The organism is Dactylosporangium sp. NPDC051087 (genome assembly GCF_055586325.1).
This window is the reverse complement of the sequence record NZ_JBVJIJ010000006.1, coordinates 43,102-58,545: the sequence shown is the minus strand read 5'-3', so window position 1 is coordinate 58,545 and position 15,444 is coordinate 43,102. Positions and strand designations below refer to the sequence as shown.

The 15,444-nt window shown below is 72.6% G+C and carries 15 protein-coding genes; 6 read left to right on the top strand and 9 right to left on the bottom strand.

What is annotated here, in order from left to right; translation table 11 throughout:
• Window positions 1–40: 40 nt before the first annotated feature.
• Both ACZ6TV_RS13305 and ACZ6TV_RS13300 read right to left on the bottom strand, forming a co-directional pair.
• Window positions 41–1,216 carry an acyl-CoA dehydrogenase family protein gene (locus ACZ6TV_RS13305; RefSeq protein ID WP_465297397.1) on the bottom strand — a complete coding sequence of 392 codons (1,176 nt, stop codon included), beginning with the start codon at window positions 1,214–1,216 and terminating at the stop codon, window positions 41–43.
• On the bottom strand, window positions 1,213–2,763 hold the full coding sequence (locus tag ACZ6TV_RS13300; RefSeq protein WP_465297396.1) for an AMP-binding protein: 1,551 nt from the start codon (window positions 2,761–2,763) through the stop codon (window positions 1,213–1,215). The genes ACZ6TV_RS13305 and ACZ6TV_RS13300 overlap by 4 nt, the downstream gene beginning before the upstream one ends.
• A 113-nt stretch (window positions 2,764–2,876) precedes the next feature.
• Between ACZ6TV_RS13300 and ACZ6TV_RS13295 the strand changes: the two genes are divergently transcribed.
• From ACZ6TV_RS13295 to ACZ6TV_RS13280, 4 genes are read left to right on the top strand one after another with little or no spacing between them, the layout of a single operon-like run.
• Entirely contained in the window at window positions 2,877–4,088 is a 1,212-nt protein-coding gene (locus ACZ6TV_RS13295) for a CaiB/BaiF CoA transferase family protein (protein ID WP_465297395.1), read from the top strand.
• Window positions 4,085–4,960 carry an SDR family NAD(P)-dependent oxidoreductase gene (locus tag ACZ6TV_RS13290; RefSeq protein ID WP_465297394.1) on the top strand — a complete coding sequence of 292 codons (876 nt, stop codon included), beginning with the start codon at window positions 4,085–4,087 and terminating at the stop codon, window positions 4,958–4,960. The genes ACZ6TV_RS13295 and ACZ6TV_RS13290 overlap by 4 nt, the downstream gene beginning before the upstream one ends.
• A complete protein-coding gene (locus ACZ6TV_RS13285) occupies window positions 4,953–6,032 on the top strand; it encodes a CaiB/BaiF CoA transferase family protein (RefSeq protein ID WP_465297393.1) in 1,080 nt (359 codons plus the stop codon). Before ACZ6TV_RS13290 ends, ACZ6TV_RS13285 begins: the two co-directional genes overlap by 8 nt.
• A gap of 9 nt (window positions 6,033–6,041) precedes the next feature.
• Window positions 6,042–7,232, top strand: a complete 1,191-nt coding sequence (locus tag ACZ6TV_RS13280; protein WP_465297392.1) for a thiolase family protein — start codon at window positions 6,042–6,044, stop codon at window positions 7,230–7,232.
• Window positions 7,233–7,260: 28 nt separating this feature from the next.
• Here ACZ6TV_RS13280 and ACZ6TV_RS13275 read toward each other — a convergent pair whose 3' ends face one another.
• Window positions 7,261–7,668, bottom strand: a complete 408-nt coding sequence (locus tag ACZ6TV_RS13275) for a MaoC/PaaZ C-terminal domain-containing protein (RefSeq protein WP_465297391.1) — start codon at window positions 7,666–7,668, stop codon at window positions 7,261–7,263.
• Window positions 7,665–8,114 carry an FAS1-like dehydratase domain-containing protein gene (locus ACZ6TV_RS13270; protein WP_465297390.1) on the bottom strand — a complete coding sequence of 150 codons (450 nt, stop codon included), beginning with the start codon at window positions 8,112–8,114 and terminating at the stop codon, window positions 7,665–7,667. The genes ACZ6TV_RS13275 and ACZ6TV_RS13270 overlap by 4 nt, the downstream gene beginning before the upstream one ends.
• Before the next feature lie 118 nt (window positions 8,115–8,232).
• Here ACZ6TV_RS13270 and ACZ6TV_RS13265 point away from each other — a divergent pair, with 118 nt between their 5' ends.
• Entirely contained in the window at window positions 8,233–9,171 is a 939-nt protein-coding gene (locus tag ACZ6TV_RS13265) for a hydroxymethylglutaryl-CoA lyase (protein ID WP_465297389.1), read from the top strand.
• 7 nt (window positions 9,172–9,178) lie between these two features.
• Here ACZ6TV_RS13265 and ACZ6TV_RS13260 read toward each other — a convergent pair whose 3' ends face one another.
• The 4 genes from ACZ6TV_RS13260 to ACZ6TV_RS13245 all read right to left on the bottom strand — a co-directional run bounded on the left by ACZ6TV_RS13260 (window position 9,179) and on the right by ACZ6TV_RS13245 (window position 13,624).
• Window positions 9,179–10,141 carry a hypothetical protein gene (locus ACZ6TV_RS13260; protein WP_465297388.1) on the bottom strand — a complete coding sequence of 321 codons (963 nt, stop codon included), beginning with the start codon at window positions 10,139–10,141 and terminating at the stop codon, window positions 9,179–9,181.
• The gene (locus ACZ6TV_RS13255) at window positions 10,138–11,547 is read right to left on the bottom strand and encodes a hypothetical protein (RefSeq protein WP_465297387.1); all 1,410 of its coding nucleotides are present in this window, start codon (window positions 11,545–11,547) and stop codon (window positions 10,138–10,140) included. The genes ACZ6TV_RS13260 and ACZ6TV_RS13255 overlap by 4 nt, the downstream gene beginning before the upstream one ends.
• Window positions 11,548–11,678: 131 nt before the next feature.
• A complete protein-coding gene (locus ACZ6TV_RS13250; RefSeq protein ID WP_465297386.1) occupies window positions 11,679–12,662 on the bottom strand; it encodes an aldo/keto reductase in 984 nt (327 codons plus the stop codon).
• A 74-nt stretch (window positions 12,663–12,736) separates the two neighbouring features.
• The gene (locus ACZ6TV_RS13245; RefSeq protein ID WP_465297385.1) at window positions 12,737–13,624 is read right to left on the bottom strand and encodes an aldo/keto reductase; all 888 of its coding nucleotides are present in this window, start codon (window positions 13,622–13,624) and stop codon (window positions 12,737–12,739) included.
• A gap of 166 nt (window positions 13,625–13,790) precedes the next feature.
• Between ACZ6TV_RS13245 and ACZ6TV_RS13240 the strand changes: the two genes are divergently transcribed.
• Window positions 13,791–14,669: a helix-turn-helix transcriptional regulator gene (locus ACZ6TV_RS13240; RefSeq protein WP_465297384.1), complete on the top strand. Its 879-nt coding sequence runs from the start codon at window positions 13,791–13,793 to the stop codon at window positions 14,667–14,669.
• Between the two features lie 29 nt (window positions 14,670–14,698).
• Here ACZ6TV_RS13240 and ACZ6TV_RS13235 read toward each other — a convergent pair whose 3' ends face one another.
• Window positions 14,699–15,352 (bottom strand): flavodoxin, encoded by a 654-nt coding sequence (locus tag ACZ6TV_RS13235; RefSeq protein WP_465297383.1) that lies wholly within the window; start codon window positions 15,350–15,352, stop codon window positions 14,699–14,701.
• Window positions 15,353–15,444 lie beyond the last annotated feature (92 nt).

The following is a 15,444-nucleotide window of genomic DNA, read 5'->3' as shown; positions in this document are numbered from 1 at the left end:
TTTTGCATCGTCGCGGCGGCCCGGTCAACCGTCGGGAAGGTCACCGCGGGATCTGTGACCAGGCGGTGTCGCGGGGCAGGCCGGGCTCCTTGGGCAGCCCCAGCAACCGCTCCCCGATGATCGTGCGCATGACGTCCGAGGTGCCGCCGGCGATCGTGTAGGCCTGCGACTGCAGCCACGTCCACACCGGGTCGTGCGGCGCCGGGCCGTCCGAGCGCACCGCGTCGGCGTCGTAGACCAGCCCCGCGGGGCCGAGCAGCTCCAGCGCGAAGCGGGCGATGCGCTGCTCCAGCAGGGCCCGGCGCAGCTTGAGGCCGGACGCGGCCGGGCCGGGTCCGCCTTCGGCCCGGGACTCCTGGTCGCGCAGGGCGGCCACGCGCAGCACCTCGGCGTCGACCCAGAGCCGGGTCAGCTCGGCCCGCCGGCGCGGGTCGGTGCCGGTCCGGCGCCAGGTGTCGACGGCCAGGGCGATGGCACCCGACCCGCGCTCACCGACGGACGCGCCGATCGCGGCCCGCTCGCTCGCGAGCATCGTGGTGGCGACCTTCCACCCCTCGCCGACGCCGCCGAGCCGCGCGTCGTCGCCGAGCCGGACCCCGTCCAGGAAGACCTCGTTGAAGTGCGTGCCCCCGGTCAGGTCCCGCAGCGGCCGCACCTGCACGCCCGGGGCGCGCATGTCGATGAGGAACGCGGTCAGCCCGGCGTGCTTCGGGGCGTCGGGATCGGTGCGGGTCAGCGCCAGCCCGAAGCGTGCGGTGTGGGCCAGCGACGTCCACGTCTTCTGCCCGTCGACGACCCACCCGGCGCCGTCAGGGCCGTCGCGCACGGCCCGGGTGGCCAGCCCGGCGATGTCCGACCCGGCGCCGGGCTCGGAGAACAGCTGGCACCAAAGGTGCTCGGCCGTGAAGATGGGCCGCAGCAGCGCCTGCTGGGCGGGCGTGCCGTGGGCCATCAGCGCCGGGGCGACCATGCCGATGCCCATGGGGTTGCGCTCCCAGGACTCCAGCCGGCCGGCCGCCGACAGCACGGCGTCCACCTCGGCCTGGCGGTCCGGGCCGATCCCCAGCCCCCCGGCGCCGGCGGGCCGGTGGACCCAGGCCAGGCCGGCGTCGAACTGGGCGCCCAGCGCCGTGGTGCGGTCGGTGCCGTCGGTGTCGCGGATGAAGTCGGCGACGTGTCGCCGGAGCGCCTCCGCGCTCCATCGGTCCTCGCTCACTGGATCAGCGTCTCCCGTCCGGCCCAGTACTGGTCCTTGAGCTTGCGCTTGTAGAGCTTGCCGGTGGGCAGGCGGGGCAGCTCGGTGACGAAGTCGACGGAGCGGGGGCACTTGTAGTGCGCGATCGACTCCCGGCAGAAGGCGATCAGCTCCGCCTCCGTCTCCGGACCCGGGTCCACGCCGGGCGCGAGCTGCACCACAGCCTTGACCGCCTCCCCGAAGTCCTCGTCGGGGACGCCGATCACCGCCGCGTCGTCCACCTTGTCGTGGGTGACGAGGAGGTTCTCCGTCTCCTGCGGGTAGATGTTGACCCCACCCGAGATGATCATGAAGCTCTCGCGGTCGGTGAGGTACAGGTAGCCTTCCTCGTCCAGGTAGCCGATGTCGCCCACCGAGCTGGCGCCGAGCTCGGCGTCGCGGGTCGCGGCCGTCCTGCCCGGGTCGTTGAAGTACTGGAAGCCGGCCGGGCCGCGGAACCACACGGTGCCGGTCACGCCCGGCGGGCAGATGCTCCCGTCCTCAGCCCGGATGAGCAGTTCGCCCATGGCGGCCCGCCCGACGGTGCCCGGGTGCGCGAGCCACTCCGGCGAGGTGCAGAACGTGTAGCCGATCCCCTCGCTCGCCGCGTAGAACTCCAGGATGATCGGGCCCCACCAGTCGATCATCTGGCGCTTCACCTGCGGCGGGCACGGTGCCGACGAGAGGATGACCGTGCGCAGCGACGAGACGTCGGCGGCGTGCCGGCGCTCCCGCGGCAGCTTCAGCAGGCGGGAGAACATCGTCGGGACCAGCTGCGAGTGGGTCGCGCGATGGGCGGCGACGAGGTCGAGATACCGCTCCGCGTCGAAGGACTCCATAATGACCGACGTCCCGCCGGCCCGCAGCGTCATGGACACGCTGCCCTGCGGAGCGGAGTGGTACAGCGGCGCGGGCGACAGGTACACGCTGGACTTGTCCAGCCCCCACCGCTCCCGCTGGATCCGCGACCCGAGAGGCTCCTCGGACGGATGCGCCTCCGCGAGCGGGTGGTAGATGCCCTTCGGGCGGCCGGTGGTGCCGGACGAGTAGAGCATCGCCATGCCCAGCTGCTCGTCCGCGATCGGCTCCGCCGGCAGGCCGGCCACCGCGCGCTCGTAGGACTCGAACGGGGCCGGCGGGTCGTCGGTGTCGGCCATCAGCCACCGCTCGACGCCGGGGCAACGCTGCGGGAGCTGCCGGGCGACGTCGAGCTTGGCCGCCGACGTGACCACGATCCGGGCGGCGCTGTCGTTGATGATGTAGGCGGCCTCGTCCGGCGACAGGTAGTGGTTGATGCAGGTGTAGTACAGGCCGCTGCGTTCGGCGGCCGCCTCGCTCTCCAGCAGGCGCGGATTGTTCTCCATGAGCAGCGCCACGTGGTCGCCGAAGCGCAGCCCGGCGCGCCGGAAGAGATGGGCCAACCGGTTGGCCGCCGCCTCGTACTCACCGAAGGTGATCCGGGTGCCGGCCCCCGCCATGATGATCGCCAACCGGTCCGGGTGGGCCTGCGCGATGTGTGCGGCGTACATGGCTCGGAGTGTGCCGCAGTCGCCGATTGTGTGCAATAGTGCAGACCAGTGCGCCCAGGAGGCCAGTTTTACGGGCGTCGGGCATTAGATTGTGCACATTCAGGAGAGCGATCGTGACGAAGCACGGTTCTTCGGGTCCGCTGTCGGGCATCCGGGTCCTCGAGCTGGGCAGCTTCATCGCCGGCCCGTTCGCGGGCCAGCTGCTGGCCGACTACGGCGCCGAGGTGATCAAGATCGAGCCACCCGGCGGGGGCGACCCGATGCGCCGGTGGGGTGTCGTGCAGGACGGCCAGAGCCTCTGGTGGCCGGCCATCGCCCGGAACAAGAAGTCCGTCGCGCTGAACCTGCGGCACGAGGACGGCCAGGCGGTGGCCCGGGCGCTCGCCGGGCGGTGCGACGTCGTCCTGGAGAACTTCCGGCCCGGCACCCTCGACGCCTGGGGCCTCGGCTACCAGGCCCTCGCCGCGATCAATCCCGGCATCATCGTCGTGCACGTCTCCGGCCTGGGGCAGACCGGCCCGCGGTCGCGCGAGGCCGGCTTCGGCAGCATCGGCGAGGCCATGGGCGGCATCCGCTTCACCACAGGCGACGCCGGGTCGCGCCCGGCCCGGACCGGCATCAGCCTCGGCGACTCCCTCGCGGCGCTGTTCGCCGTTGTGGGAACTTCCACAGCGCTGGTCGAGCGCGCGAAGAGCGGCCGCGGCCAGGAGGTCGACGTCGCCATCTACGAAGCGGTCGCCGCGCTCATGGAGTCGACGATGGTCGACTACGAGCGGGCCGGTGTGCTGCGCACCCGGACCGGCAGCGTCCTGCCGGGCGTGGCACCGTCCAATGTGTACAAGACCGCCGACGGCGCCGACATCGCGATCGCGGGCAACGCCGACGCGGTGTACCGGCGGCTCTGCGGGGCCATGGGCCGCCCGGAGCTGGCCGACGACCCGCGCTTCGACAACCACGAGGTCCGCGGCCTCAACTCGGTCGTCCTCGACGAGGAGATCGAGGGCTGGACCACCTCACGGACCGCGGACGACCTGCTGGGCATCCTCGCCGAGCACGGCGTACCGGCGGGGAAGATCTACACCGCGCCCGACATGCTCGCCGACGTGCAGTACGCGGCCCGGCAGATGGTGCTGCGGCCGGAGACGAACGGCGGCGTCGCGGGCCCGATGGCCGGCATCGTCCCGAAGTTCAGCCGCACGCCGGGCGAGGTCGCCGCAGTGGGCCCGAGCCTCGGCCAGCACACCCGCGCGGTGCTCGGCGAGCTGGCCGGGGTGGACGACGAGGCCTGGGCCGACCTGCTGACGCGCGGGATCGTGGCCGGGTGAGCGCCCGCCGGACGGCCGTCGTCACCGGCGGCGGCCGCGGTCTCGGCCGGGCCTACGCGATCGCGCTGGCCACCGCCGGGCACGCCGTCATCGTCAACGACCTCGGGGACGGGCCCGCCGACGCGGTCGTCGCCGAGATCGAGGCCGCCGGCGGCACCGCCGCCGTCAGCCGGCACGACGTGACCGACTTCGCCGCGACCGGTGACCTGGTCCAGCTCGCCGTCGAACGCTTCGGCGGCCTCGACGTGGTGGTCGCCAACGCGGGCATCCTGCGGGACCGGACGCTGGCGTCGATGGCCGAGAGCGAGTGGGACGACGTCATCGCGGTACACCTGAAGGGCACGTTCACCATCGCCCACCACGCCGCCGCGCACTGGCGGGCCCGCGCCAAGGCGGGCGACCCGGTCGACGGGCGGCTGATCACGACGACCTCGGCCTCCGGGCTGTACGGCAACATCGGCCAGTCGAACTACGCCGCGGCGAAGGCCGGCATCGCCGGGTTCACCCTCGTGGCGGCGCAGGAGCTGCGGCCGTACGGCGTGAGCGTCAACTGCGTGGCCCCGAGCGCCCTCACCCGGCTGACCGAGGCACCGCTGCTGCGCTACGAGGGTGAGATCACCGACCGGCGGCGTGAGGAGCTCGACCCGAACTGGGTGGCCCGCGTCGTCGCCTGGCTCTGCGGGCCGGGCGGGCGCGACGTCACCGGCCAGGTCTTCGACATCCGCGGCCCGCGGGTCGGCATCGCGTCGGGCTGGCGCCTGGAGGCGGCCTTCACCCAGCCCGACGACCTCGACGAACTCGACCAGGCGCTCCGGTCGGCCATCGCGGCCGCACCGCCCGCCGCGGACATGGAAGGTCAGCGTCATGGGTGAGCCGCTGCTGCGCGGTGTACGGGTCCTGGAACTGCTCGGTATCGGACCCGAGCCGTTCGCCGGCATGCTGCTCGCCGACCTGGGTGCCGACGTGCTCGCGCTGCGCCGGCCCGGCCAGGTGCCCGGCGGCGGTGGCCTGGAACGGGGCCGGCCCGTGGTCGGCGTCAACCTCAAGGACCCCGGCACTCTGGGGGTCGTGCGCGAGCTGGTGGCCTCCGCGGACGTCCTGCTGGAGGGGTACCGCCCGGGCGTCGCGGAACGGCTCGGGCTCGGCCCGCAGGACTGCCACGACATCAACCCGCGGCTCGTCTACGGCCGGATGACCGGCTGGGGCCAGACCGGTCCCCTCGCGACCACCGCCGGCCACGACATCAACTACATCGCCGTCACCGGGGCGCTGCACGCGGCCGCCCGGCGGGGCCAGCCGCCCACTCCCCCGTCCAACCTGCTCGGCGACTTCGGCGGCGGCGGCATGTACCTCGTCACGGCGGTGCTGGCCGCGCTCCTCGAACGGGCCCGCACCGGCACGGGACGGGTCCTGGACGTGGCGATCACCGACGGCACCACCTACCTCACCTCGATGCTGTACGGCATGCGCCGCGACGGCGAGTGGCAGGACGAGGCCGGCAGCAACCTGCTCGACACCGGCGCGCCCTACTACGACGTGTACGGCTGCGCCGACGGCCGCTACGTCGCAATCGGCGCCCTCGAACCCCAGTTCTTCGCGGCCCTGGCCGCCCTGCTCGGCCTCAGCCCAGAGGTGTGCGAGGACCGGGAGAACCCGGCCCGCTGGCCGGCGCTGCGGGCGGCGATCGCGGCAGCGGTCCTCACCCGTGCCCGCGACGAATGGGCCGCCCTCGCCGCCGGCACCGACGCCTGCCTCGCCCCGGTGCTGAACCTCGCCGAGGCGCCCCGGCACGACCAGGCGGTGGCGCGCGGCAGCTTCACCGAAGGGATGCCCAGCCTCCCCCTCGGCCGTGCGGCGGACACCTCCTCGGCCGCCGACGTCGTCAGCTCCTGGGGTGTGCGCCCCGAACTCGCCGCGGCCGTCGCGCAGTGGCATGAGCAGTAGGAGACCGCTGTGCACGACGCCGTGATCGTCGACATCGTCCGCTCCGCGTCGGGCCGCGGCAAGCCCGGCGGGGCGCTGTCCGGCCTGCATCCCGTGGACCTGCTGGCCACCGTGCTCCGCTCGCTCGTCACGAGAACCGGCGTCGATCCCGCGCTGATCGACGACGTCATCACCGGCTGCGTCGGCCAGGCCGCCGAGCAGGCGGCCAACATCGGGCGCAACGCCGTGCTGGCCGCGGGCTGGCCGATCGGCGTGCCGGGCACGACCGTCGACCGGGCCTGCGGATCGGGCCAGCAGGCGATGCACTTCGCCGCCCAGGGCGTGATGGCCGGGGCCTACGACGTCGTCGTGGCGTGCGGGGTCGAGTCGATGAGCCGCGTCCCGATGGGCACCGCGATGGTCGGCGGCGCCGACCCGTTCGGCCCCGGGGTGGCCGCCCGCCTGGCCGGCAACGGCCTCGTGTCGCAGGGGATCGCGGCCGAGCTGGTGACCGCCCGCTGGGGCCTCACCCGCGAGCAGCTGGACGCCTACGCCGCCCGTTCGCACGCCCTCGCCTCGGCGGCCACCGAGTCCGGGGCGTTCGCCGGCGAGATCGTCCCGGTGGACGTGCCCGGCCGCGACGCTCCGCTGGTGCGCGACGAGACCATCCGCCCGGCGACCTCACCGGCCGGCCTGGCCGGGCTCAGACCCGCCTTCCACGACGACGCCGCCGCCGAGCGGTTCCCGCAGATCGGCTGGCACATCACCGCCGGCAACTCCTCGCCGCTGACCGACGGGGCGGCGGCCGCGCTCATCATGAGCGCCACCCGCGCGGCCGAGCTCGGGCTGCGGCCCCGCGCTCGCTTCCACGCCTTCGCACTGGCCGGCGACGACCCGGTCATGATGCTGACCGCGCCCATCCCGGCGACCCGCAAGGTCCTCGCGAAGGCCGGCCTGACCATCGGCGACATCGCCGCCTACGAGGTCAATGAGGCGTTCGCACCGGTCCCCCTCGCCTGGGCGGCCGACCTCGAGGCGGACCCGGAGCGGCTCAACCCGCGCGGCGGCGCGATCGCGCTGGGCCACCCGCTGGGCGGCTCCGGCGTGCGCCTCATGGCGACCCTGGTCAACCACCTCGAGCAGACCGGCGGCCGCTACGGGCTGCAGACGATGTGCGAGGCGGGCGGCCAGGCCAACGCCACCATCGTCGAACGGCTGTGACCTTGCTCTTCCGCGATGCGGTGGCTATCTATGGAACCTCGAACACGGCGGTCCCGGTGAGGTGGACCTCGCCGGTCTGCCGGGTCGCCGTGACCACGACCGTGCAGACCGTGTGCGTCGCGGTCTCCTCGACGGCGGTGATCTCGCCGCGGTACGTGATGGTGTCGCCGGGCCAGGCGATCGCGCGGAACTGCACGTCGAACCGGCGGACGTTGTCGGGGCCGAGGTGACCGCCGACATACGCGGCCAGGACGCCGGCCTGCCGCATCCCGACGGCGAACACCGTCGGGAACCCGGCCGCCCGGGCGAACTCGGCGTCGTGGTGGATCGGGTTCATGTCGCCGGACGCGCCCTGGTAGCGCACGAAGTCGGTGACGGTGAGCGGGCCCTCGACCAGCGGCTCCAGCGAGCCCGGTCGCGGGCGCGGCGTCGTCATTCGGCCGGTGCCGATGCCGTGGGGGCCTGCTGCGTCACGACGAGGGTGGCGGTGGACTCGGCGAGCAGGCGCCCGCTGGCGTCGCGGTACTCGGTGACGATGTCCGCGAACTCGAGCGTGCCGCCGCGGCGGCCCTGTTTCGTGTACACCCGGTCGATGCGCTGCCGGCAGTGCAGGACGGTGCCGGCCCGCGGCGGCGGCCCGTGGAACACGTACCGCTGCCCGGCGTGCAGGACTCGGGACAGGTCGGGGCCTTCGCCGCCCCACGGCGGGCTGGCGTCGGTGGTCCAGAACTCGCTCGACGCCAGGAAGGTGGGCGGCGACACCGGGTCGTCGCCGAAGTACAGCGGATGCTCCGAGCCGACCGCGGCGACGAACTCGCGGATCTTGCCCTTCTCGACGGTCATCGTGTATTCCGCACCCGATCGCCCCTCGAACTCTGACATCCGGCTCATCTGCTCACCGCTCCCGATTGTGTGCAATCAAACGCCAGTACCGGCAAACTATAGGCATTGGAGGTCGTTTTGTATACGATGCTGCCACTGACCTTCGTGAGGAGTGGGCGTGGCTGACACAGCGCCGGAGGTGACCGCGCTTCCCGCGTCGGTCCAGATCGTCGAGGTCCTGCTCCGCGACGGCCTGCAGAACGAGCGCACCCTCGCCACGACCGAGCAGAAGGTCACCTGGGCCGCGGCACTCGTCGCCGCCGGGGCCCGCCGCATCGAGGCGGTGTCGTTCGTGCACCCCCGCCTGGTGCCGGCGATGGCCGACGCGGAGGCCGTCATGGCGACCGTGGAGCGGGTCCCGGGCGTGCGCTGGAGCGGCCTCGTCCTCAACCGCCGCGGCCTGGACCGCGCACTGGCCGCGGGTGTCGATGAGGTCAACGTGGTCGTGCCCGCCAGCGACACCTTCAGCCGCCGCAACCAGAACATGTCCACCGACGAAGGCATCGGCACCGCCCTTGAAGTGATCGAGCAGGCCCGCGCGTCCGGCCTGTTCACGACCGTCACCCTGGCCACGGCGTTCGGCTGCCCCTTCGAGGGCGAGGTCGCCCCCGACCGGGTCCAGCGGCTCGCGGCCCGCCTGGCCGAGGCCCGCCCGGACGAGATCTGCCTGGCCGACACCATCGGCGTCGGCGTCCCCTACCAGGTCGCCACGCTCACCACGCTGGTCCGTGACGTCGCCGCCCCCGGCACGGCGCTGCGGTTCCACTTCCACGACACCCGCAACACGGGCATCGCCAACGCCTGGGAGGCAGTACGGAACGGAGTCGAGGTGCTGGACGCGAGCGTCGGCGGCTTCGGCGGCTGTCCGTTCGCCCCGCGCGCGACCGGCAACATCGCGACCGAGGACCTCGCCTTCATGCTCGGTCGTTCCGAGGTGTCGACCGGCCTCCAGATCGACAAGCTGGTGACCCTCGCCGCCGCGGTCGGCGACGTCCTGGGCAAGACCCCACCGTCGTCCCTCTCCCGCGCGGACGAGTTCCCCCCGACCACGCCCTGACCCGCGGTCAGTCCTGCCCGGAGTCCGGTACGGCCAGGTCGCCGCTGGTGGCGTCCAGCTGCACACGGATCGCGTCGAGGCGGTCCGCGAGCTCCGGATGAGTTGCGCGCAGGCGGTGGGCCGCGGCGCGCGGGCGGATCTGCTGGGTCCAGAGCACCGCCCGGCCTCGTTCCAGCAGCCCCACCGCCGCTGCCGCGCCGCCGTTCGTGACCGCCGCCGCGGCGCCGTCCCGGGTGACGGTCCCCCACACGGCGAGATGGCGCTCCTGCCCGCGGCGGGTCAGCCCGCGCCAGACCAGGGCTTCCAACGCCCCGGCCGCGGCCGTGCCAGCCTCGGCGCAGTCGGCGCCGCGACGGTGTTCGGCCGCCGCGTGCGCCCACCTCGTTGCTGCGACGATGCGCGTTCTCGCGTCCGCGCCGCCCGTGGCCGCGGCCTGGCGCCAGCAATCGAAGGCGGTGTCGAGGATCGCCGCACGGGGAGCCGCCGGCCGGTCCCGCAGCTTGGCCATGTTCACGAGGCCCAGCGCTGACAACGCCATCGCCCGCAACTGCGGGTCCGGTGCTTCGCTCACGATCTCGGCGAACGCCGACTCTGCGGCGCCCAGGCCGTGTGGATCGCGGCCTTCCTGGTACCGCTGGAAGCGGGCATCGGCGAGGTTGAACCTGCGACCGTGCCGCTGAGCGTCATGGGGGTGCGTGAGATCGACGGCACGCTGCAGGACCTCGACGGCCTCGTCGAGGTCGCCGGGAGCTGCCTGCGGGTCGAACCTGATGCGCAGTCCCATGCCGAGCGCGGTCAACGCCATCAGTTCGTTCGGGTGGCCGGCGAGCGCGGCCACCGCCGCCCGCCCGCAGTCGATGGCCTTGTCGATGTCCGTCCGGTCGCCGCGCCGCTGGTACCGCGCCTGCAGCGCGGCGCTCGTCACCGCCAGCCGCATTCCGCGCGGGACGTCCACCTGCTGGCGGGTCATGGCAGCAGGTCGAGTTCGCCGAGCTCGATCGCCTCGTCCAGGTCCGCTTCGTCCCCGAGCAGCTCGTACCGCATGCGGAGCGCGTCGGCCAGGCCACTGCGATAGCGGTCGCGGTCGGGCCCGTTCCGCGGTGTGAGCTCCACGGCGCGCCGGCGCAGCGCGATCGCTTCGTGCAGACCGCCGTGGTCGGCGCGCCCGGTGCGGTACCGGTCGATCAGGTAGACGGCGAGGTTCGCCAGGCGCGCCGCGAGCCCGGGATCGGCGCCGGTGCTGTGACCGATCGACTGGCGGCAGGCGTCGATCGCCCGCAGCAGGGTGTCGACGTCGTGCGTGTACTGGTATCGGCTGTGCAGGGCGAGGCTGTGGTTGGACAGGTACATGGCACGGTCCGGGTCGCCCGCACCGGCCGCTTGGACGGCGTTCGCGCCGGCGGTGATCGCGGCGGCGGCGTCCCGGTCGTCGTGGGTGCGTGCGTGGCGGGCGGTCAGCGCCAGACCGAGCATCGACCAGACGGCCGCGCTGTGGGGGCTGCCCGGCGGGAGCGCGTCGACGGCGGCCCGGCCGAACGCGACCGCCTGGTCGAGATCCGCGGGATCCCCGGAACGCTCGTACCGGGTGCGGTGCCCCATGCCGAGGTTCGACAACCGCCCGGCGTCGGTGGGATCGCAGCGCACCGCGGCGGTCTTGGCGCTGATCGCCTCGTCGAGGTCGGCGCTGTCGCCCGTCGCCTCGAAACGCCATTGCAGGAGCTCGCCGAGGTTCTGCCACACATTGCCCTCTTCGGCCGGGCGCGTCGACGCCGCGGCCAGGGCGTGCCGGGCCGCATTGATCGCCGCGTCGAGGTCTGCGGGCTCACCGGCCAGCTCGTAGCGGCGGGTCAGCGCGAGGGCCAGGTTGTACCAGCCGGCCAGCCCGCCGCCGGCGCCGTTCGCTGACCGGAGTCCCCGCTCGTAGCAGGCGATGCTCGCGTCCAGCACGGCCGGGCCACCGCCTTCCTGGGCAGCTCTCAGCAGCAGTTCGCCGAACTCGATGTCACGGCCGGCGGGTGTACGTGCCAGGCCCGCCTCGAGGAGCAGGCCTGCTGCCGACCGTTGGCCGTCCGGAACCAGCTCCGGTGCCACGGCCAGCAGCATCGTGAACAGCCGCACGGCGATCTCACGCTCGGTGCCGGCGTCCGGGGACCGCTGGTGGAGCGCCTCATACCGGAACCAGCGCAGCCAGGCCACCATCTTGACCAGGTCGCACGAGGCAGGCGTGGACATGCCGTCCCGGCCGGCATCCGCCAGCGCCCGACCTGCCAGTACCAGCGACTCGGCGCCGAGGATCGCCGGCTCGTCGTCGTGATCCACGTACCGGTGGATGCGCGCATCGATCTGGGCGGCGACGTCCGGGCGGCTGTCCGACACGCGCATGTCCTTCCAGGAGGTTGACGCCGGCGAGCGGTCACGTGGACGGTCAGCGGGCAGCCCCCGCCCCGGAACCGCGTCCAACGCCACGGCTACACCTGACGGACGGAGGAGCTGGTCGGCCCCGCGGGTCAGCGCTCGATCAGCTGCATCTGCTCGTCGGTGTGGTGGTCACCCTCGGCCACGGGCAGCGCGTCGAGGGTCGCGATCTGTCCAGGTGTGAGTGTGACGGCGTCCGCGGCGGCGTTCTCCTCCACCCGGCTCACCCGCTTGGTGCCGGGGATGGGCACGATGTCGTCGCCCTTGGCGAGCAGCCACGCCAGCGCTACCTGTCCCGAGGTGACGCCGACCTGGTCGGCGACCGCCTTCACCTGGTCGGCGAGGCGCACGTTGCGCTGGAAGTTCTCGCCGGTGAAGCGTGGGTGGTGCTTGCGGAAGTCGCTGTCGTCGAGCTTCTCCACGTCGGCCGGGGTGCGCAGGGCCCCGGTGAGGAAGCCACGGCCGAGCGGGGAGTACGCGACCAGGCCGATGCCGAGCTCACGCAGCACCGGCAGGATCTGCTCCTGGTCGCGGGTCCACAGCGAGTACTCCGACTGCAGCGCGGTCACCGGGTGCACGGCGTGCGCGCGGCGGATCGTGCCGACCCATGCCTCGGACAGGCCGACGTACCGGACCTTGCCGTCCTGCACGAGCTGCGCAAGGGCGCCCATGGTCTCCTCGATCGGGGTGTCCGGGTCGACGCGGTGCTGGTAGTACAGGTCGATGTGGTCGGTGCCGAGCCGCTTGAGCGAGCCGTCGACCGCGCGGCGGATGCTGTCCGGGCTGCTGTCAGGCTTCCCGGCGCCGCGGCCGGTGTGCGAGATCAGGCCGAACTTGGTCGCCAGCACGACCTGGTCACGGCGGCCCTGGAGCGCTTTGCCGACCAGTTCCTCGTTGACGTACGGGCCGTAGATCTCGGCGGTGTCGATGAGGGTGACGCCGACGTCGATCGCCCGGTGGACGGCCCGGATCGATTCGGCGTCGTCGCTGCCGGCGCCGCTGTACCCGTGCGACATCCCCATCGCGCCGAGGCCGATCCGGGCGACCTCGAGTTCGCCGAGCTTCGCGGTACGCATGGTGTCTCCTCCATGTCGTCGTCGTCGTAGGTGGAAAACCCCGCGGCCCGGGCGGACAGCGGGGCTGGTGGACATCAGGCTTCGGGGATCTCGCGGCCGAAGTTTTCCAGGGTGACGGCTTCCGGCTCGGGGCCGCCGCGCTTGCCGGTGTCCAGGGCGTCGATCGCGGCGAGTTGTTCGCCGGTGAGCTCGAAGCCGAACACGTCGATGTTCTCGGCGATGCGGGCCGGCTTGGTGGACTTCGGGATGGCCGAGCGGCCCTGTTGTACGTGCCAGCGCAGCATCACCTGCGCCGGGGACCTGCCGTGCGCCTCGGCGATCCGCCCGATGGCCGGGTCCCGCAGCGTGCTGGTGTGCTCACCGTCGCGGTAGAACGTGATACCGCCGATCGGCGACCACGCCTGCGACAGGATGCCGTGCTGCGCGCCGAAAGCCTGGACCTCGCGCTGCTGGAAATACGGGTGCACCTCGATCTGGTTGACCGCCGGCACGACCGTGGCCTTGTCCAGCAGCTTGGTGAGGTGGTCGACCATGAAGTTACTGACGCCGATGGCGCGGACCCTTCCGCCGGCCATCAGCTTTTCCAGGGCGCGGTACGCATCGAGGGTCTTGCCGAACTCCGACGGCAGGGCCTGGTGCAGGATGAGCAGGTCGATCTGGTCGACGCCCAGCTTGGCCGCGCTCTTGTCGAAGCCGTGCAGGGTCTGGTCGTAGCCGTAGTCGCTGATCCAGATCTTGGTTTCGATGAAGACCTGGGAGCGGTCGATGCCGGACCTGGCGATGGCTTCGCCGACCTCGCGCTCGTTGCCGTAGGCGGCAGCGGTGTCGACGTGCCGGTAGCCGGCCGACAGCGCTGCCTGGACGGCGTCGCGGGTCTCGTCCGGCGGGGTCTGGAAAACGCCGAATCCGATGGCGGGGAGCGTGACGCCGTTGTTCAGTGTCAACCGTGCATTGGTGGACATGGGGAGCGCTCCTTTCCGTTCCACAGGCTTCCTTCCCTGCCGTTTCACGAGGACGTACCCGGCCTGCTGTCAGCAAACCGCGGTGTTCCGCCTTCCGGGAGTCACCACGCAAAGGGGTACCGGCAGTGACCCCCTCACGCTCGGCAAGGCGCCTAGCCTGGGGTTTGTGGACAACCGTGACGAGGTACGAGCGTTCCTCACCTCCCGCCGGGCAAAGGTCAGCCCTGAGCAGGCCGGTATTCCCGCGTACGGCAGCCGCCGCGTCGCCGGGCTGCGCCGGGGCGAGGTCGCCGCCATCGCCGGGGTCAGCGTCGAGTACTACACCCGCGTGGAACGCGGCAACCTCGGCGGCGTGTCCGACGGCGTCCTGGACGCCATCGCCCGCGCACTGCGGCTCGACGACACGGAGACCGCGCATCTGCACCACCTGGCGCGCGCAGCCGGGCCTCAGCCGGCCCATGCCCGTGCCCGCCGCGACAAGGCGCCCGAGATCCGCCCGGCGATCCGCCGGGTGCTCGAGTCGATGACCGGGGTGCCCGCGTTCCTGCGCAACCACCGCTTCGACATCCTCGCCGCGAACCCGCTGGGCATGGCCCTGTACGCGCCCATGTTCGCCGCCCAGGCCACGCTGCCGGTGAACTCGATGCGGTTCACCTTCCTCAACCCGCACGCGCAGGCGTTCTACCCGGACTGGGCGCAGGTCGCCCGCTCCGCGGTCGCCGCGCTGCGCATCGCCGGCGCCCGCAACTGCGATGACCAGCAGCTGATGAACCTGATCGGCGAGCTGTCCATGCGCAGCGAGCCGTTCCGGGGCTGGTGGGCAGCCCAGGACGTTTACGTGCACCGTCACGGCACCAAGCGTTTCCGTCATCCGGCCATCGGCGAGCTGGACCTTGACTTCGAAGCGCTCGAGATGGTCGGTGACGAGACCCTGACCGTTCTGACCTACTCCGCACAGCCGGGCACACCGTCCGGCGACGGCCTCGGACTCCTCGCCAGCTGGGCCGCAACGCAGGAGGCCGGCACCGCCCCGGCGCGACACTGACGGCAGCCCTTCATCGCCGGATGGCGCGGTCAGCGGGTGAGCAGGCCGATGCGGCGCAGCCAGGCCTCGACGGCGGGCCCGGCATCGGCGACCTCCTCGCCGCGCACGGCGAGGCCTTCCCCCAGCTTCGCGCCGAGGCACGACACGGCGTAGTCCCGCTCGGTGGTGCCGAGGCCACTCATCGCGTACGTGGTCAGCGGGTGGACCGTCCTGCCGGCGAAGTTGAGGCCCTCGACCAGCGTCGTCATGATAATCGGCGCCCGGACGTTCCAGATCGGGCTGCCGAGCAGGATCGTGTCGTAGCGTTCGATCGAGGTCACCGGGTTCGCGATGACCGGCCGGGCGTTCTCGTTCTGCTCACGCACGTTACGGGCGACCGTCAGCTCATAGTCGTCCGGGTAGGGGTCGGTGGCCTCGATACGGTGCACGTCGCAGGCGATGAGCCCACCGATCGTCCCGGCCACGACCTCGGTATTGCCCACGGTGAGGCGCCGACGGCCGCCGTTGAAGTAGTTCTCCCCGGCCCGGGAGAAGTAGGCCAGCAGCACCCTGCCGCCCGCCGACGAGGATGAAGCGGGGACGCTGCCCGTCGCGCTGCCGGGAGCCGGCCCCGGGCCGGCCGCCGGAGAACCGGTGCAGGCGCCGAGGATCGCACCGGCCGCTGTTCCCGCGGTACCGAGCATGACGCCTCGCAGAATCGCCCGGCGGGGGCGGCTGGTCGTCGCATCCATCAGATTCCCCAAATTCACGATCGAGAGGGTCGGCCGTGCACGGT